Source organism: Sediminibacterium sp. C3 (genome assembly GCF_000508085.1).
In the GTDB taxonomy this organism is placed as follows: domain Bacteria; phylum Bacteroidota; class Bacteroidia; order Chitinophagales; family Chitinophagaceae; genus Sediminibacterium.
In genome coordinates this window covers 70,009-87,714 of record NZ_KI669560.1, presented here as the reverse complement: position 1 = coordinate 87,714, position 17,706 = coordinate 70,009, and the positions used below count along the sequence as shown (strand labels likewise).

Below are 17,706 nucleotides of genomic sequence, written 5' to 3'. Positions count from 1 at the left end.
GTTATGAACGAAGCATTTGTATCCCGAATAGCTGCAGAGTTAAAAGAAATTGAATCGGCTGGTCTTTTCAAAAAGGAAAGAGTAATTACCAGTGAGCAGGGTCCTGAAATTGTGGTTAATGGTAAAAAAGTATTGAACTTTTGTGCCAACAACTATTTAGGCCTTTCTTCTCATCCAGACGTTATTAAAGCTGCACACAAAGCCATTGATACCCATGGATATGGTATGAGCAGTGTTCGATTCATTTGCGGTACACAGGATATTCATAAAGAACTGGAGAAAAAACTATCCGAATTTTTGGGTACAGAAGATACCATTTTATATGCGGCTGCTTTTGATGCAAATGGGGGCGTATTTGAACCTTTGTTTGGTGAGGAAGATGCCATTATCAGTGACGCGCTGAACCATGCATCCATCATTGATGGGGTTCGTTTGTGCAAGGCAAAACGTTTTCGCTATGAGCACAGTAATATGGAAGATCTGGAAGCCAGACTTAAAGAATCTGCGAGTTGCAGAAGCCGAATCATTGTTACCGATGGTTCTTTCAGTATGGATGGTACCATTGCCCAGTTAGATAAAATCTGTGACCTTGCTGATCAGTATGACGCTATAGTAATGATAGATGAATGTCATTCCTCTGGTTTCCTTGGTAAAACAGGAAGAGGGACCCATGAATACAGAGGAGTAATGGGAAGAATTGATATTATTACTGGCACTTTAGGTAAGGCATTGGGTGGAGCCAGCGGAGGATTTACCTCTGGCAGAAAGGAAATCATTGAAATGCTTCGTCAGCGGAGCCGTCCTTATCTTTTCTCCAACACAGTTGCGCCCAGTATTGTAGGGGCTTCCATTGCAGTGCTGGATATGCTTACTTCTGCTACTACCTTAAGAGATAAACTGGAATACAATACCCAATATTTCAGAACCAAAATGACGGAAGCAGGTTTTGATATCAAGCCAGGTGATCATCCGATTGTTCCGATCATGTTATACGATGCAGTAGTGGCACAAAATTTCGCAGCTAAATTATTGGATGAAGGCGTGTATGTGATTGGTTTCTTTTATCCTGTAGTGGCCAAAGGACTAGCCAGAATCAGGGTTCAGTTAAGTGCGGCACATGAACAGGAGCACCTGGACAAAGCCATTGCAGCTTTTACCAAAGTTGGGAAAGAGCTGGGTGTAATTAAATAATACTAACAAGAATGAGATATTTTATTGGTGCAATTGTAGCAGCTTTTCTTTTAAATGCCTGCTCCCCGAATAATGTTCAGGTAAACAATGAATTGGGTAAGTACTTTGATTCTGCCGGTGTAAAAGGAAGCTTTTCCTTGTTTAATAATGGCACAGGAGATTTTGTCATTTACAATTTAAACAGATACAAAGATTCAGCGTATTCTCCGGCTGGAACTTTCAATATTGTACATTCTTTGATTGCTTTGGAAACAGGTGTGGTTTCAGATGAAAACATGACCATTCAGCTGGATTCGGCTGTTTCTATGGAAACCGCATTTAAACAATCTGTTGTTCCTTATTATCAGGAAGTAGCCAGAAGAATGGGAAAAGATACCCTTCAATTCTGGTTGGATAGCCTGTCTTATGGGAATCATCAGATGGGTAAGTCAATAGATAGTTTCTGGCTGAACAATACCCTTAAACTAACTGCGGATGAACAGCTGGGTCTGGTAAAGAAATTGTTTTTTAATCAGTTGCCTTTTCAAAAGAGGACCCATGAGATTGTAAGAAAAATGATGTTACAGGAATCCAATGCCAATTATCAGTTGAGCTATAAGGATGGATTGACCATTCTTGAAAATGGAAAGCAGCTGGCCTGGGTGGCGGGCTGGATTGAAGAGAACAAACACCCTTATTTCTTTGTTTTGAACCTGGAAGGCCCTTCAAATACCCAGATGACCGGAATATCTAAAGATTTGCTTAGAAAAATTTTAGCGAATCAGGGTTTCTTTGAGGGCAAAAGATAAACCGAACGATATTTTATGCAACAGTACTGCCATTCACTTACACAATACAAGAGGCTGATAACCCGTGAAGTTAAAATCGGGGATTTATTGCTGGGTAATGGTCACCCGATTCGGGTACAGACAATGACAACCACCGATACCATGGATACCATGGCTACAGTTGAGCAAACCATCCGTTGCATAGAAGCAGGTGCAGAACTGGTAAGAATTACCGCTCCCTCCAAAAAAGAAGCAGAGAACCTGCTGAATATAAAAAATGAATTACGCAAAAGAGGGTACAATACCCCATTGGTTGCCGATATTCATTTTACGCCCAATGCTGCTGAGATTGCCGCGAGAATTGTAGAAAAAGTAAGGGTGAATCCGGGCAATTATGTAGACAAGAAAAAGTTTGAACAGATTGATTATACCGATGCTGAATACCTGGAAGAAATTGAACGCATCCGTGAGCGATTTACTCCATTGGTAAAAATCTGTAAAGAGCATGGAACAGCCATGCGTATTGGTACCAACCACGGATCACTTAGCGACAGAATCATGAGCCGCTATGGAGATACGCCTATTGGGATGGTAGAAAGTGCCATGGAGTTTTTAAGAATTGCCCGTTCGGAAGACTATCATAATATTATCCTGAGCATGAAAGCCAGTAATCCTCAGGTAATGGTGCAGGCTTATCGTTTGCTGATACAGCAAATGCAATCCGAATTTGGGGAATGTTATCCTTTGCATTTAGGTGTAACCGAAGCAGGGGATGGGGAAGACGGCAGAGTAAAGAGTGCTGCGGGTATTGGAACCTTGCTGGAAGATGGAATTGGAGATACCATTCGTGTTAGCCTTACCGAAGATCCTGAACTGGAAATTCCTGTTTGCCGCGATCTGGTGAAGCGCTACGATTATACCAATAGAAAGGGTATAACAACAGGCAATGTACCCGTGATTGATAAGTTGCCTTATGACCCTTTTCATTACACCCGAAGAAAAACTTTTGCAGTTAATAATATAGGCGGAAATCAAGTGCCTGTTGTTATTGCTGACTTCAGTAAGGTTGAAAATATTACCCCGGAACATCTTCAGGCAATTGGATATCAGTACGATCCGGTAACCGACAAATGGGCCATTGGGGATGCGGCTGCGGATTATATTTTTACCGGACATCAGCTGCTCAGTTTTGCTTTGCCCGGAACATTAAAAGTGATTGTTTATCCGGCAACCTACGCACAGACAGAAGATAAAAAAAGCTATTTCCCCATATTCGACAGAGCAGGCTTCGCAAGTGCTTCAGCCAAAAGTGAGGGAATTAATTTTGTGATGATTGATTGTTTTAATGATGCCACACCTATCAATGATTATAGTTTCTTAACAGATTTTGCTAACGACAAGTCGGTTGTGCTTTGTTTAAGTAGTACCAATGGCAATGCTGTACAATCTGTAAGAAGAATGATGATGGAACTCATGGTGCAAAATATTCAGAATCCGGTTGTATTAATAACCGACAGTAACTGGAATACAGTGGACGAACACCTGATTCATTTTGCTACAGAAACAGGTTCTTTGTTATTGGATGGTTTTGGAGATGGAATTTGTTTAGGTATGCATGCAGACAGCTATGCACTTCAGCAAAAGGAAGGACTTTCTACCTCAGGAAGAAATTATCTGAGCAATACTTCGGTAGAGCAGTTTATTAATTCCTCTGCCTTCAGTATTCTGCAAGCCAGCAGAACAAGAATTTCCAAAACGGAATACATCAGTTGCCCCAGTTGTGGAAGAACCCTGTTTGATTTGCAGGAAACAACGGCTAAAATCAGAAAAGTTACCAATCACCTGAAAGGGGTTAAAATAGCCATCATGGGATGTATTGTGAATGGCCCTGGCGAAATGGCGGATGCGGATTTTGGATATGTAGGGAGTGGGGTAGGCAAAATTACTTTGTACAAAGGCAAAGACATCATGAAGCGCAATATTGATAGTGAAATTGCCGTAACAGAATTAATCAATTTGCTAAAAGAACACGATGCCTGGGTAGAACCAGCATAGTGCAGCAATCAATCAAGGGTATGATACAAACTGATTTTTTGGTAATAGGATCCGGTATTGCCGGGCTGACGTATGCCTTAAAAGTTGCGCAAAAATTTCCGGAGAAAACCATTACTGTCATTACCAAAACGCAGACGGATGAAACCAATACCAAATATGCTCAGGGTGGCATTGCCGGTGTTTGGGACGAAACAAGAGATAGTTTCAGTAAACATATTGAAGACACATTGATTGCAGGAGATGGATTGTGTAATGAAGAGATTGTTGAGATTGTAGTAAAGGAAGGTCCGGAAAGAATCAGAGAAATTATAGAGTATGGTGCCGCTTTTGATAAAGATGAAGCGGGTATTTATAGTTTAGGAAAAGAAGGTGGCCATAGTGAAAACCGAATATTGCATCACAAAGATGTAACGGGTATGGAAATGGAGAGAGCATTACTTTCTCAATTGGCTTCACTGCCGAATATTGAGTTGCTGAATCATTGTTTTGTTGTTGATCTCATAACACAGCATCACCTGGGGTACCTGGTAACAAAGTCTACGTTGGATATTACCTGTTATGGGGTGTATGTATTGAATTTACAACGCAATCAGATTGAAAAAATAGTTGCCAAAATTGTGCTCCTTGCTACTGGTGGTTGTGGGCAGGCTTATCGCACAACTACCAATCCTAAAATTGCAACCGGTGATGGAGTTGCGATGGTGTACAGAGCCAAGGGCAAGATAGAGAATATGGAGTTCATTCAGTTCCATCCAACAGCATTGTATGAGCCGGGAATATCTCCTTCTTTTTTAATTACAGAAGCAGTAAGAGGGGATGGGGGTATTCTGAGAAATAAATCGGGCGAGGCTTTCATGGAAAAATACGATTCCAGAAAGGATTTGGCTCCCCGCGATATAGTAGCACGTGCTATAGACAATGAAATGAAGCGAACGGGTACAGAGTATGTTTACCTTGATTGCAGACATATGGATAAAGAAAAATTTATTCATCATTTTCCGAATATTTATCAGAAGTGTTTGTCGATTGGTATAGATGTAATGCAACAAATGATTCCAGTTGCTCCTGCTGCTCATTATAGTTGTGGGGGGATTAAAACCGACGAATGGGGCAGAACCTCTATCCGTAATTTATATGCCTGTGGGGAGTGCGCCAGCACTGGTTTGCATGGAGCCAATCGCCTGGCCAGTAATAGTTTGCTGGAAGCGATGGTATTCGGGCATCGCTGTTTTATTGATTCCTGTGAAAAAATTGAACAGTTGCCATTTATGAATCAACTTCCGGATTGGAATGCATTGGGTACAGCTGAGCCGAGAGAAATGATTCTGATTACGCAGAGCCTGAAAGAGCTTCAACAAATTATGAGTGATTATGTGGGGATTGTAAGAACCGATGTGCGACTCAGTCGTGCCATGAAAAGACTGGATCTTTTGTTTGAAGAAACAGAACAGTTGTATCGGTCTACCAAAGTATCGCCACAGCTATGTGAGTTGAGAAATTTAATTACTGTAGGATACCTGATTGTAAAAGGCGCACAGTTCCGTAAAGAGAGCAGGGGATTGCACTACAATACCGATCATCAGGAAAAGAGTGCTATTTTACAGAATATTATTCTCTGATACATGTATTATATTATATATCCTTTATTCTATCTTTTGTCATTGTTGCCATGGTGGCTGATGTACCTGATTGCTGATGGTTTGTATCTGTTTGTTTATTACTTATTGGGATATAGAAAAAAAGTAGTCTTTCACAATTTGCAGATTGCATTTCCCGAAAAATCGGATAAGGAAAGAGAAAGAATTGCAAAGGATTTTTACCACAATTTTATTGATACCATTGTTGAAACCATTAAAATGATATCCATCAGTAATCGCACACTGAATAAAAGAATGGGTGCGAATATTGAAGTGCTGAATGCCTTGTATGATTCCGGAAAGAATGTACAGCTGATGGCCGGACATTTTTTTAACTGGGAGTACCTGAATCGTTGGTTACCCCTCCATAGTAAATTTCCATTTGTTGGTGTGTATCAGCCAATGTCTAATAAAACCATGGACAGGATTCTTTATGATATGCGTGCCATTAACGGTACCATATTAATTCCAACCAAACATTTTAAAAATCAATTTCATCATTATGTAAAGGATCGATATGCGTTGGGTCTGGCAGCAGACCAGAATCCGCCCAGTGATCTGAAAGCCCATTGGGTTCCTTTCTTCAACCGATTAACTCCTTTTATTCCAGGTCCGGAGAAGGGGGCTAAAATGAAGGATACCCATGTAGTGTTTTGTCATTTCTATAAAGTTAAACGCGGACATTATCAGATTCACTTTGAACTGATAACACAGGAGCCGCGCAGTTTTAAAGATGGAGAACTAACCCGGATCTTTGCCCAAAAAGTAGAAGCCGCCATAAGACTAAAGCCGGCCAATTATTTATGGAGCCATCGCAGATGGAAATTTACCTACGATGCTGTAAAGCATGCACATTTATTAGTGGAAACTCCGGATGTATAAAATACCAGCGATTTTTAGTTCAATGCTGCTTCCGTTTTCTCAAATTTGAATTTGCCAGGCAATTGTTTAATGGCATCAAATCCGCCAACTACATTTCGGATATTGTGAATGCCCTGACGCTTAATCATGGATGCCGCAATAACACTTCTGTAGCCGCCGGCACAATGAATGTAAATATTGTATTGCTCTTCCAGGTTGGCCATGCTTCCCGGATCATTCAATTGGTCCAATGGAATATTAAGGGCCTCTTTTACATGTTCGTTGTCATACTCTGTTTCCCTTCTTACATCTACAATCACGAGGTTATCGTCAAATGGCATATCCATAGCCAGCTCATCTGCCTCCACATCAATAATCATGTCGATGGGCTCTCCTGCTTCCTGCCAGGCTGCAAATCCACCGGATAAATAACCGACAATTTTGTCAAATCCAACCCTGCTTAATCTAATCAGGGATTCTTTTTCTTTGCCTGGCTCAGCAACAATTAGTATTGGTTCTTCAAAAGAAAGCAGGGTGCCTGCCCATTCCGCATATCTTCCATTCAAACCAATATTGATGGATCCCGGAACAAACCCCATTGTAAAATCAGCAGGATTTCTGCTGTCCAGAATAAGGGTATTGTCGTTGATCTGCGCTTTAAATTCCGCAACGGTTAAAGGTTGCAGACCTTTATTGATTAAGGAGTCCAGGCTGCTATACCCTTCGCGGTTAATGCTTGCGTTGATGGGGAAATAAGGAGGAGGCGTTCCCAATCCTTCCGTAACTGCTTTTATAAAAGCATCTTTGCTTTCAGCCTGTAAAGCATAGTTGCTTGCTTTCTGAATACCAATGGTGCTATGCGTTTCTGCTCCCAAACTTTTGCCACAGCTGCTGCCTGCCCCATGTGCCGGGTAAACAACCACTTCATCCGCCAGGGGCATAATTTTAGACTGCAGGCTTTCATATAACATACCTGCCAGATCTTCCATTGAAATTTCATTGGCTTTCTGTGCCAAATCGGGCCTGCCCACATCTCCTACAAACAAAGTGTCTCCGGTAAATATTGCAATATCTTTCCCTGTTTCGTCTTTCAACAAATAACAACTGCTCTCCAAAGTGTGACCCGGTGTATGCAGTACTTCAAAGCTTAGGTTGCCAAGTTTAAAAACTTCGCCATCCCTTGCTACATGAACCGGATATTTGGTAACCGTGTTTGGACCATACACAATAGTAGCACCTGTTGCGGCAGCAAGATCAATATGACCGCTCACAAAATCTGCATGAAAATGTGTTTCAAAAATATACCGGATGCTGGCTTTTCTTTCGTTGGCCAGTTCAATGTATTGCTCAATATCCCTTAAAGGATCAATAACTGCCGCTACTCCATTGCTTTCAATATAGTACGCAGCTTCGCTGATACAACCAGTGTATAATTGCTTAATAAACATGCAGTGATTTTCGGCAAAGGTAATTAATCTACCAATGCTTTCACAAAAGCCACTACGTCGTTCAGTCTTGTGTAATTAACGGAGTAATAAATGAATTTCCCTTCTCGGGTGGTACTCACAATTCCTGCCCTTCTTAATATGGCTAAATGCTGGGAAGCAACGGATTGTTCTAGGCGGAGTTTAACATAAAGCTCGGTAACAGTCATCTTTTTGTGGTCGTCCAACAATTTGATGATTTGCTGTCGTAGCTTGTGATTAATGGAGCGAAGGATCAATGATGCCTTCTTTGCCTGGAGGAAGTCAATCTTCACAGGCTCATCTCCATTTGTCAATAGGATGGATTGAGTGGTTGGATTCATGTTATTAGTAATATTGGGGGTAAATCACAAATACAAAGTTAGTCAATTTGTAAACTATACAGTGTAGTTGTACTGATTAGTTTGCTGTAGTGTTGAAGTTTATTTTTACCGGCTGGTAAAAATCTTTAACATAAATGGGTTCAGAATAGGCCAAATTGGCAAAATTTTTAGCCATAAATTCCTTCTCCGCAATCGCAACCATATGGTTTACAGTGTGTTGTGAATCTGAAATAGTATAGTTTTTTGGTAGGATAAACGATTGGAGTTTGGAAGCTCCGTCTCCGCAAAATATTACTTTAGAATGACAATTTATTTCGTCTAAAAACGCCTGTTCCAGGATAATCGGGCTGGGTTCAGTGAGGGCCAATAGCTCCGGGCTATACTTTGCAGCAAAAACTTCCATTCTTCTGGCATCAATCATGGGATAAAAAATACAATCTTCGGGTGTTTCCGAAGAAGCCATTTGTTCTTTAGCTGCATTCGCAATTACTGCCAGCGTATTGATGATAATCAAAGGTTTATTCAGTGCAAAACAAATGCCTTTTGCAGATGCCAGTCCTACTCTGATTCCTGTATAACTTCCCGGACCACCTGTTACTGCCACAGCCTCTATATGGTTTAGATTATATCCGGATTCTGTCAATATTGCTTCAATTGCCGGCTGTAAAAAACTGGCATGGTCTTTCTGTGCAGCATGAGAACGCGCAGCCAGTATTTTTCCGTTTTCGCTAATGCATACTCCTGCATACGTGGTGGCTGTATCAATATGTAGCAGTAGTGCCATGATTTAGTTTTTAATTAACGCAGGAGCAATTTCGTAACGCGTATTTTCTGTTCTTAAGCGATAAAGTAAGTCCTTTATTTTTTCTATGCCAATAATTTCGCTCCATTCAAATGGACCATAAGGATAGTTGGTTCCCGATTTCATGGCTATGTCTATTTCTTCTCTGGTACTGATATTTTCTGCAAGGGCAAAATACGCTTCATTGATAATCATTGCCACTACTCTGGGGCCTATCATGCCACAAGTATCAGCAGAAACAACGGTATCTATACCGACATCAGACAGTAGTCTGGCAACCTGTTGAGCACTGTTTTCATTCCCCGCAATTTCCATTTTTTCCTGTTGTATAAACCCACCCCATCCATTGAATCGGATTGTATTGTTTGCCAACTCTGCTGAAGGGGTAACAACCGCATTTACCAGCACTGGCTTGTGTTGAATATTTTTAAAAACAGGTTCCTTGTCTTCAAAAAGGGCATCTATATACAAGTCGGCTTCAGGAATGGCTGTTTCATCTCCTTTAAATTCAGAGACCTGGTGAATAGATGTATCTATTTTTTTTGCTAAAACAGCAACCTGTTCCGGTGTTCCATGAATTAAAATATGCATACGCTCAATTGGTTAGCAAATTTAGGTTGGCAGGTTGATTAAAAAACACCAATTTGCCCTTTCAAAAGATTTATATGCCAAAGCAAGTGATTAAAACCAGTCAGGCTCCTGCTCCAATCGGACCCTATAATCAAGCCATTAAAGCCAATGGATTTGTTTTTTTAAGTGGACAAGTTGCGTTTAATCCGGCAACAGGTGAACTGGTGCAGGATAGCCTTGCTGCAGAAACGCATCAGGTGATGAAAAATATTGAAGCGGTTTTAAAAGAAGCCAGACTTTCTTTTGAGCATGTAGTTAAAACAACCATCTTCTTAAGTGATATGTCTTTGTTTGCGGAAGTGAATGAGGTATATGGTTCTTATTTTACAGGCGATTATCCTGCCAGGGAAACCGTTGCTGTGAAAGGGTTGCCCAGGGGAGTGAATGTAGAAATTTCCATGACTGCCGTTGTTGACTTATAAACCAGTTAGCTGATAACGTGTCGTAAATGCATACCACTCGTTTGGTACTAATTGCAATAAGCCTATTTTGTTATTGAAGTTATCCGGAGCGCCCGATAAATTTTCAATGGCTATGCTGTTTCTATGCGGTGGAGTATACACTTGTAATATGGGGTAAGAGGGATCAGGCCTTACTGTTAATTTCAATGCCCCGTAACTCAGTGTGCAGGTTCCGTTTTCTTTTAATACAAAAGAATTGTCCAGGAAAATACCTTTCAGTAAAGCGGGTGTCTCAAACCGTTTGTCGCTAAGCTGATTCCCGGTTGGGATAAGGGTTTCGTCGAATTCCAGCTGTATGTCAGCATCAAATTGAAGTTGGTATTCATCTACTTTCCCACCCAGCGTAAAGTAAGGATGCCATCCATCGGCATAGGGTATAGCAAATTCATTCTGATGTCGTACCTGAGTGGTAACGCTTAACTGATGATTTTCACTAAGGGTCCAGGTGATTTGCATTTGAAAAGGAAACGGATAGCCCGCATCTGTTCCTGCATATTGATAGCTGAGTGTTACCTCTGCTTCCGTTTCTGTGGCTTGTATTTTGTCAATGGCAAATGAGGCATCATACAATAAACCATGGAGGGCATGTTCATTCAGATAGTTTTTCTGAATGGTGTAGCTGTCCTGATTGAATGTATAAGTTCCTTTGTGCAACCGGCAAACAAAGGGGCTGATTTTAGCGCTTTTAAATGCCGAAGTAATTTCGCGGCCTGCCTGTTGCGGCGATTCAAATCCATCTATACAATTAACCAAATTTCCATTTAACAGGATGCTGAAATGGTTAAGAATACTTCCAAAAGCATAGATTTCTGCCCTGCATTGGGTATGGCTGTCGGTTAGGTGAATGATTGGTTCGGATAAATGGTCTGAAACGGTGGCTGAAAAACGCATATTTTTTCTTTGCTGTTAAGATAATCCAAATTGACCCTTTTTCTTACAATAAAAAAACTAACAACTGTTCACCCCTTGTATTATTGCAGTATTTTTGCGCCAATTTAAAAGAATAGCTATGGCTTTTGCTTTACAGAATAAAGTTAGGATTGTTACTGCTGCAAGTTTGTTTGATGGGCATGATGCTGCAATTAATATCATGCGTAGAATTCTGCAATCGAAAGGGGCAGAAATTATTCATCTCGGGCATAATAGAAGTGTGGCAGAAATTGTGGAATGTGCCATTGAGGAAGATGTGCAGGGGATTGCCATTACCAGTTACCAGGGAGGACATGTGGAGTTTTTTAAATACATGAAAGATTTGCTCGATCAAAACGGCTGTGGTCATATCAAAATATTTGGTGGTGGGGGTGGAACTATTCTGCCAGAGGAAATAAGAGAATTGCATCAATATGGAATTACTCGTATCTACAGCCCGGATGATGGGAGAAAAATGGGACTGGAAGGGATGATTGAAGATGTTTTGAAACAATGTGACTTTGCATTGGATCAGCCTGCTGATATCGGTAGTCCCATGAATCTGGGAGAAGCAAAAGATATTAGAAATATTGCACGTAAAATTACCATTGCAGAAAATCTGGGCACTGTTGACGATGCTGAAATGGCACTTGATTCAGGTTCTGTTCCTGTATTGGGTATTACCGGAACCGGTGGTGCAGGAAAGAGCTCGGTTACTGATGAAATTGTAAGAAGATACCTGAACAATTATACAGATAAAACCATTGCTGTTGTTTCTGTAGATCCTTCCAAGAAAAAAACCGGTGGGGCTTTGTTGGGTGACAGAATCCGCATGAATGCCATTGCACACAATCGCGCTTATATGCGAAGCCTGGCTACCCGTGATGACAATACTGCACTTAGTGCTCATGTTCAGGAAGCCATTAATATCTGTAAAACCGCAGGCTTTGATATGGTAATTCTGGAGTCTGCCGGTGTAGGACAGAGCGATGCTTCTATTCTGGAATTCTGCGATGTTAGTTTGTATGTGATGACTCCGGAATATGGGGCTGCATCTCAGTTGGAAAAAATTAACATGCTTGACTATGCAGATATTATCTGTATCAACAAGTTTGATAAAGCAGGTGCACTGGATGCATTGCATGATGTTAGAAAACAATACAAGCGCAATCATGAATTATGGTCGGCTGCCGATGAAGATCTTCCGGTAGTAGGAACCATTGCAGCTCAGTTTAATGACACCGGTATTAATCAGCTTTTTGGAAAAATCATGCAGGCTATTCAGGATAAATGCGGGGTATATTTTTCCACTGAGTCAGCAATTCATACCGGCTTAACGGAAACCACTACCAGAGCACAAATTATTCCTGCAAAGCGCGTAAGATACCTTGCTGAAATTGCAGATGCCAACCGCAGCTATAATGAATGGGCCAATGAGCAATGTGTAATTGCTTCTAAATGGTATCAGGTACATGGTACCATTCAATCATTACCTGCCAATGCAAACTCAACTGTTGAGCTGCAACATATTGCCAATAGCTTTGCGCAGTCTTTACATCCGGATTGTAAACAATTAATTGAAAAATGGCCTGCATTGGTAAAAAAATACCAGGCTGATTATTTTGAATATACAGTAAGAGATAAAACCATCCGCCAGTCTTTAACCACCCAATCATTAAGTGGTACCCGGATTCCTAAAGTAATATTGCCCAGATACAAAGACTGGGGAGATATTTTAAGATGGCAGTTACAGGAAAATATTCCGGGTGAATTTCCTTACACAGCTGGTGTTTTTGAATTAAAAAGGCAGGGAGAAGATCCTACCCGAATGTTTGCCGGTGAAGGTGGACCAGAAAGAACCAATAAACGTTTTCACTATGTTTCATTGGGGCAGCCTGCTATCCGTTTGTCAACTGCTTTTGATAGTGTTACCCTTTATGGAGAAGATCCGGATTTAAGGCCAGACATTTATGGAAAAGTGGGAAATAGCGGGGTGAGCATTGCAACTGTGGATGATGCAAAAAAACTATACAGTGGTTTTGACCTTTGTGATCCCAAAACATCGGTGAGTATGACCATAAATGGACCTGCTCCGATTATATTGGCTTTCTTTATGAATGCGGCTATTGATCAGTTGTGTGAAAAATGGATTACTGCCAATAACAAGTGGGAAGAAGTTAATGCCATCATTGCAGCCAAGTTTAATAAAATGCCAAGACCGGTTTATTATAATCCATCCTTGCCAGAGCGTTTGCCGGAAGGAAACAATGGATTGGGCATTGGACTTTTGGGTGTGAGCGGGGATGAAGTATTGCCTGCAGATATTTATGCAAAACTAAGAGCGGAAGCGCTTTCACAAGTAAGAGGAACGGTACAGGCTGATATTTTAAAAGAAGATCAGGCCCAGAATACCTGTATTTTTTCTACCGAGTTTGCCCTTAAACTAATGGGTGATGTTCAGGCTTATTTTATTGATCAGAAGGTTCGGAATTTTTACAGTGTTAGTATCAGTGGTTATCATATTGCAGAAGCAGGGGCTAATCCAATTACTCAGCTGGCATTTACTTTGGCCAACGGTTTCACGTTTGTAGAGTATTATCTGAGCCGCGGCATGCATATTGATGATTTTGCACCCAATCTTTCTTTCTTCTTCAGTAATGGTATGGATCCGGAATACAGTGTAATTGGAAGAGTTGCCAGAAGAATCTGGGCCAAAGCCATGAAACAGAAGTACAAGGGGAATGATCGTTCGCAAAAGCTGAAATACCATATTCAAACCAGCGGTAGAAGCCTGCATGCACAGGAGATTGATTTCAATGATATCAGAACCACCCTGCAGGCATTGTATGCCATTTATGATAACTGCAATAGTTTGCACACCAATGCCTACGACGAAGCCATTACTACTCCTACAGAAGAGAGTGTAAGAAGAGCAATGGCCATACAGTTGATTATTAATCGTGAGTTGGGCACTGCTAATACAGAAAACTTTATTCAGGGAAGTTTTGCTATTGAAGAGTTAACTGATCTGGTGGAGGAAGCGGTACTGATTGAATTTGAAAGAATTTCTGAAAGAGGGGGTGTATTGGGTGCCATGGAAAGAATGTACCAGCGAAATAAGATTCAGGAAGAAAGCCTTTACTATGAAACCAAAAAACACACGGGTGAATTGCCGTTGATTGGTGTGAATACCTTCCTGAATAAAAAAGGAAGTCCTACGGTTCTGCCTGGAGAAGTGATTAGAAGTACTACCGAAGAAAAAGAGCAGCAGATTCAAAACCTGAAAGCATTCAAGCATCGTAATGAAGGAAAAAGCAAGGCTGCCCTTTTACAATTACAGCAGGTTGCTATTAATAATGGCAATTTATTTGAGGAGTTGATGGAAACGGTGAAGTACTGTTCTCTGGGAGAAATTACCAATGCCTTATACCAGGTTGGTGGTCAATATCGCAGAAATATGTAAATTGAATCATGATGAAAAAATTGAGCTTTGGTTTACTAATGGTGTTCTTAGCGCTTACCAATCTGCATGCGCAGCATCGGAAAATTGATACCATTATGAAATTGGGTAACGTTGGTTTCAAGCTGGTATGTAACAATAAGAACGACGATAAAAACTATGTTACGGTTAGCCCCATCGGTTTCAGCAGTGGGGCCAGGGACGTAAGCTTTGAGGTAAAAGGCAGAATCCGGAAGGCCGAAGTAGATGATTTAAACGGAGATCTGTTTCCAGATATGGTTATCTATGTATACCTGAATGGAAATGATGACAAAGGAACTGTGTTTGGCGTATCCTCTGTAAAAAATGAAACATTTGCCGGCATTGGATTTCCTGATATTGTAGACGATCCTAAATTAAGAACCGGGTATAAGGGTTTTGATACTTTCATGTTAATGGAAGGAACACTAATGAGAAGATTCCCTGTTTTCACAGCAGACTCGGTTGGCGCTGCAAGGACAGGAATGTATCGCCAAATTCAATACAGAGTGGTTACTGGCGACAGGGGAATGCTGACTTTTAAGCCTGTCAGAAGTTATGAGTTTGCCAAGCAGTAGTTTGTGTATTAAATAATTGATAAGCCGGTTTTTCTTTTATACAGAAGTGTACCTTTAGCCACTAAAGATTGCACCATGTTTAGATTACTCTGTTTTGGCCTGGCCCTTTTTTCCTTTCAGTGCGCTATTGCACAGACTGTTCCACAATTGTTGGCAAAAAAAGTTACGTTGCCCAATGGATGGGGTTTAACGCCTGTTGGTAGAAGTTTGGCTCTCGGAGACCTCCCTTTGAATATGGCGGTAAGCCAGTCCCGGCAGTTAATGGCAGTTACCAATAATGGACAGGGAACTCAGAGCATTCAACTAATTGATCCTGTTACAGAGAAAATACTGGATACCAAAATTATTGAGAGAAGCTGGTATGGATTGGCTTTCAGCAGTGACGAGAAAAAACTGTATGCTTCCGGCGGACATAATAACCGCATTGAAATTTTTTCCATTGAGAATAAAAAACTGAATCTGGTTGATTCCATTGTTCTGGGAAAAAAATGGCCCAATAAAATTAGTCCGGCTGGTATAGCCATTGACCATGCTAAACAATGGATGTATATTGTTACCAGAGAGAACAATCAACTTTACATTGTTGATTTAGCTACTAAGCAAATATTATTTAAACAGGCACTGGAAGGAGAAGCCTACACTTGTGTTTTATCTCCAGACAATCGTTTCCTCTATGTTAGTTGCTGGGGCTGCGATAAAGTATATCAGTTCAATACTGCAGAAAGAAAAATTACTGCCTCGGTTCCAGTAGGAGATAATCCCAATGAAATTGTTTTAAATAAAAAAGGAACCGTATTGTATGTAGCCAATGCCAATGACAATTCAGTTTCTGTTATTCAGACAAAGGATTTGAAAGTGGTTGAAGTGCTGAATGTGGCTTTGTATCCGGATGCACCCAATGGTTCTACAACCAATGGCCTGGCATTAAGTGCTGATGAAAAAACTTTATTCATAGCCAACGCAGATAACAACTGTCTGGCTGTGTATGATGTATCTGTTCCAGTATCCAGTAAGAGCAAAGGCTTTATACCTGTAGGCTGGTATCCAACCAATGTGAAAGTAGTTGGCAATAAAATTTTTGTTACGAATGGGAAAGGCTTTTCTTCCAAAGCCAATGTGTATGGCCCTAATCCATTTGCCAATAAACAAATTGTTTTGCACCACGAAGGAGATCCTAACAAGCCCAAAGAAGTAGAGTACATCGGTGGTTTATTCATGGGTACCATGAGTATCATCAATATGCCTAGCGCAAAACAAATGAGTGTGTATTCGCAGGTTGTTTATCAGAATACACCCTACAACAAAGTGAAAGAAAAACTTGCACAGGGAGAAGCCGGCAATCCCATCCCCAGAAAAGTAGGAGATAAAAGTCCTATCAAATATGTATTCTATGTAATTAAAGAAAACAGAACCTACGACCAGGTGTTGGGTGATATGAAGGAAGGCAACGGTGATCCAAGACTTACCCTCTTTGGTGAAAACATTACACCCAATCAGCATGCACTTGCCAGAAATTTTGTATTGCTCGATAATTTTTATGTAGATGGTGAAGTGAGTATGGATGGCCATAACTGGACAATGGGCGCATATGCAACCGATTTTCTGGAAAAGAGCTGGGTGAGCAGTTATGGTGGAAGAGGAGGAAGTTACGATGGGGAAGGGAACAGAAAAGTTGCCAATAACAAAGGAGGGTTTTTCTGGGATCACGCAAAGCGTGCCGGTGTTAGTTTCAGGAGTTATGGTGAATTTGTTGACAATTACAAGGCGAATATTCCTGTATTGGAAGGCAATTTCTGTAAATACTTTACAGGCTATAATAATTCGGTAATGGATACCACTCGTTATGCTCAGTGGAAAAGAGATTTTGATTCCTTACTGGCCATCAATAAAGTTCCTCAGTTCAATTCAATCCGTTTTTCCAATGATCATACGGAAGGTTTAAAACTAGGCAGACCTACTCCATATGCACATGTAGCCGATAATGATTATGCCGTTGGCCTTTTTGTAGAACACCTAAGCAAGAGTCCGATCTGGAAAGAGACAGCCATTTTTATTGTTGAAGACGATGCGCAGAACGGAGCAGACCATGTAGATGCACATAGAAGCATTGCATTTTTAGCAGGTGGTTTTGTAAAAAGAGGATATGTGGATCATACCATGTACAGTACTTCTTCAGCGCTAAGAACCATGGAGTTGATTTTAGGAATTCCTCCCATGAGTCAGTATGACGCAGCAGCTACGCCCATGTGGCGCTCTTTTACATCCACTCCGGATTTAACTCCCTTTACTTCTATACTCCCCCGTATAGACTTGAAAGAAAGGAATACGGCCAGAAACGAATGGCAACGCCGCTCTGAAGCATTCAGCCTTGCCAAGGAAGACGATGTGCCTGATCTTGAATTCAATAAGGTTTTATGGCATGGATTAAAAGGAGATGATGTTCCATTCCCGGGTCCAAAGCGTGCCGCATTTTATAAGCCCATACAAAAAGCAGACAAGGATTAGTCAACAATTCAATGTCTCAGGCATT

The 17,706-nt window shown here is 40.9% G+C and carries 14 protein-coding genes; 9 read left to right on the top strand and 5 right to left on the bottom strand.

Going from position 1 to position 17,706, the window contains the following annotated elements:
• Nucleotides 1-3: 3 nt before the first annotated feature.
• Genes kbl through F777_RS0100375 form a run of 5 tightly spaced genes read left to right on the top strand, consistent with a single transcriptional unit; the run spans nucleotide 4 to nucleotide 6,532 of the window.
• On the top strand, nucleotides 4-1,191 hold the full coding sequence (gene kbl / locus F777_RS0100395; RefSeq protein ID WP_026750309.1) for a glycine C-acetyltransferase: 1,188 nt from the start codon (nucleotides 4-6) through the stop codon (nucleotides 1,189-1,191).
• A gap of 11 nt (nucleotides 1,192-1,202) precedes the next feature.
• The gene (locus F777_RS0100390) at nucleotides 1,203-1,979 is read left to right on the top strand and encodes a penicillin-binding transpeptidase domain-containing protein (RefSeq protein WP_026750308.1); all 777 of its coding nucleotides are present in this window, start codon (nucleotides 1,203-1,205) and stop codon (nucleotides 1,977-1,979) included.
• A gap of 15 nt (nucleotides 1,980-1,994) precedes the next feature.
• Complete coding sequence (ispG, locus tag F777_RS0100385) at nucleotides 1,995-4,013, top strand: (E)-4-hydroxy-3-methylbut-2-enyl-diphosphate synthase (RefSeq protein WP_026750307.1); 2,019 nt, start codon at nucleotides 1,995-1,997, stop codon at nucleotides 4,011-4,013.
• Between the two features lie 20 nt (nucleotides 4,014-4,033).
• Entirely contained in the window at nucleotides 4,034-5,632 is a 1,599-nt protein-coding gene (gene nadB, locus F777_RS0100380; RefSeq protein WP_026750306.1) for an L-aspartate oxidase, read from the top strand.
• A 3-nt stretch (nucleotides 5,633-5,635) separates the two neighbouring features.
• Complete coding sequence (locus F777_RS0100375) at nucleotides 5,636-6,532, top strand: lysophospholipid acyltransferase family protein (RefSeq protein WP_026750305.1); 897 nt, start codon at nucleotides 5,636-5,638, stop codon at nucleotides 6,530-6,532.
• A gap of 14 nt (nucleotides 6,533-6,546) precedes the next feature.
• On the opposite strand, the gene F777_RS0100370 is transcribed toward F777_RS0100375, so the two are convergent.
• From F777_RS0100370 to F777_RS15140, 4 genes are all read right to left on the bottom strand, one after another.
• Complete coding sequence (locus F777_RS0100370) at nucleotides 6,547-7,959, bottom strand: MBL fold metallo-hydrolase (RefSeq protein WP_026750304.1); 1,413 nt, start codon at nucleotides 7,957-7,959, stop codon at nucleotides 6,547-6,549.
• Nucleotides 7,960-7,982: 23 nt separating this feature from the next.
• Nucleotides 7,983-8,318, bottom strand: coding sequence for an ArsR/SmtB family transcription factor (locus F777_RS0100365; protein WP_026750303.1), 336 nt, complete (start codon nucleotides 8,316-8,318; stop codon nucleotides 7,983-7,985).
• A 76-nt stretch (nucleotides 8,319-8,394) separates the two neighbouring features.
• Nucleotides 8,395-9,102 carry a tRNA (adenosine(37)-N6)-threonylcarbamoyltransferase complex dimerization subunit type 1 TsaB gene (gene tsaB, locus F777_RS0100360; RefSeq protein ID WP_026750302.1) on the bottom strand — a complete coding sequence of 236 codons (708 nt, stop codon included), beginning with the start codon at nucleotides 9,100-9,102 and terminating at the stop codon, nucleotides 8,395-8,397.
• A 3-nt stretch (nucleotides 9,103-9,105) separates the two neighbouring features.
• Nucleotides 9,106-9,711 carry a 3-hydroxyacyl-CoA dehydrogenase family protein gene (locus F777_RS15140; RefSeq protein WP_051408328.1) on the bottom strand — a complete coding sequence of 202 codons (606 nt, stop codon included), beginning with the start codon at nucleotides 9,709-9,711 and terminating at the stop codon, nucleotides 9,106-9,108.
• A 74-nt stretch (nucleotides 9,712-9,785) separates the two neighbouring features.
• On the opposite strand from F777_RS15140, the gene F777_RS0100350 reads away from it, so the two are divergent.
• Nucleotides 9,786-10,172 (top strand): RidA family protein, encoded by a 387-nt coding sequence (locus tag F777_RS0100350; protein WP_026750301.1) that lies wholly within the window; start codon nucleotides 9,786-9,788, stop codon nucleotides 10,170-10,172.
• On the opposite strand, the gene F777_RS0100345 is transcribed toward F777_RS0100350, so the two are convergent.
• A complete protein-coding gene (locus tag F777_RS0100345; protein WP_051408327.1) occupies nucleotides 10,167-11,102 on the bottom strand; it encodes an aldose 1-epimerase in 936 nt (311 codons plus the stop codon). The two genes, F777_RS0100350 and F777_RS0100345, sit on opposite strands and share 6 nt — an antisense overlap.
• Before the next feature lie 118 nt (nucleotides 11,103-11,220).
• On the opposite strand from F777_RS0100345, the gene F777_RS0100340 reads away from it, so the two are divergent.
• The 3 genes from F777_RS0100340 to F777_RS0100330 all read left to right on the top strand — a co-directional run bounded on the left by F777_RS0100340 (nucleotide 11,221) and on the right by F777_RS0100330 (nucleotide 17,681).
• Nucleotides 11,221-14,583: a methylmalonyl-CoA mutase family protein gene (locus tag F777_RS0100340; RefSeq protein ID WP_026750299.1), complete on the top strand. Its 3,363-nt coding sequence runs from the start codon at nucleotides 11,221-11,223 to the stop codon at nucleotides 14,581-14,583.
• A gap of 8 nt (nucleotides 14,584-14,591) precedes the next feature.
• Entirely contained in the window at nucleotides 14,592-15,176 is a 585-nt protein-coding gene (locus F777_RS0100335; protein ID WP_026750298.1) for a hypothetical protein, read from the top strand.
• Nucleotides 15,177-15,251: 75 nt separating this feature from the next.
• Nucleotides 15,252-17,681: a bifunctional YncE family protein/alkaline phosphatase family protein gene (locus tag F777_RS0100330; protein ID WP_037368972.1), complete on the top strand. Its 2,430-nt coding sequence runs from the start codon at nucleotides 15,252-15,254 to the stop codon at nucleotides 17,679-17,681.
• The last annotated feature ends 25 nt before the right edge of the window (nucleotides 17,682-17,706 follow it).

Coding starts and splice junctions, on each gene's coding strand:
- kbl (WP_026750309.1), top strand. CDS start 4: ATGAACGAAGCATTTGTATCCCGAATAGCTGCAGAGTTAAAAGAAATT.
- F777_RS0100390 (WP_026750308.1), top strand. CDS start 1,203: ATGAGATATTTTATTGGTGCAATTGTAGCAGCTTTTCTTTTAAATGCC.
- ispG (WP_026750307.1), top strand. CDS start 1,995: ATGCAACAGTACTGCCATTCACTTACACAATACAAGAGGCTGATAACC.
- nadB (WP_026750306.1), top strand. CDS start 4,034: ATGATACAAACTGATTTTTTGGTAATAGGATCCGGTATTGCCGGGCTG.
- F777_RS0100375 (WP_026750305.1), top strand. CDS start 5,636: ATGTATTATATTATATATCCTTTATTCTATCTTTTGTCATTGTTGCCA.
- F777_RS0100370 (WP_026750304.1), bottom strand. CDS start 7,959: ATGTTTATTAAGCAATTATACACTGGTTGTATCAGCGAAGCTGCGTAC.
- F777_RS0100365 (WP_026750303.1), bottom strand. CDS start 8,318: ATGAATCCAACCACTCAATCCATCCTATTGACAAATGGAGATGAGCCT.
- tsaB (WP_026750302.1), bottom strand. CDS start 9,102: ATGGCACTACTGCTACATATTGATACAGCCACCACGTATGCAGGAGTA.
- F777_RS15140 (WP_051408328.1), bottom strand. CDS start 9,711: ATGCATATTTTAATTCATGGAACACCGGAACAGGTTGCTGTTTTAGCA.
- F777_RS0100350 (WP_026750301.1), top strand. CDS start 9,786: ATGCCAAAGCAAGTGATTAAAACCAGTCAGGCTCCTGCTCCAATCGGA.
- F777_RS0100345 (WP_051408327.1), bottom strand. CDS start 11,102: ATGCGTTTTTCAGCCACCGTTTCAGACCATTTATCCGAACCAATCATT.
- F777_RS0100340 (WP_026750299.1), top strand. CDS start 11,221: ATGGCTTTTGCTTTACAGAATAAAGTTAGGATTGTTACTGCTGCAAGT.
- F777_RS0100335 (WP_026750298.1), top strand. CDS start 14,592: ATGATGAAAAAATTGAGCTTTGGTTTACTAATGGTGTTCTTAGCGCTT.
- F777_RS0100330 (WP_037368972.1), top strand. CDS start 15,252: ATGTTTAGATTACTCTGTTTTGGCCTGGCCCTTTTTTCCTTTCAGTGC.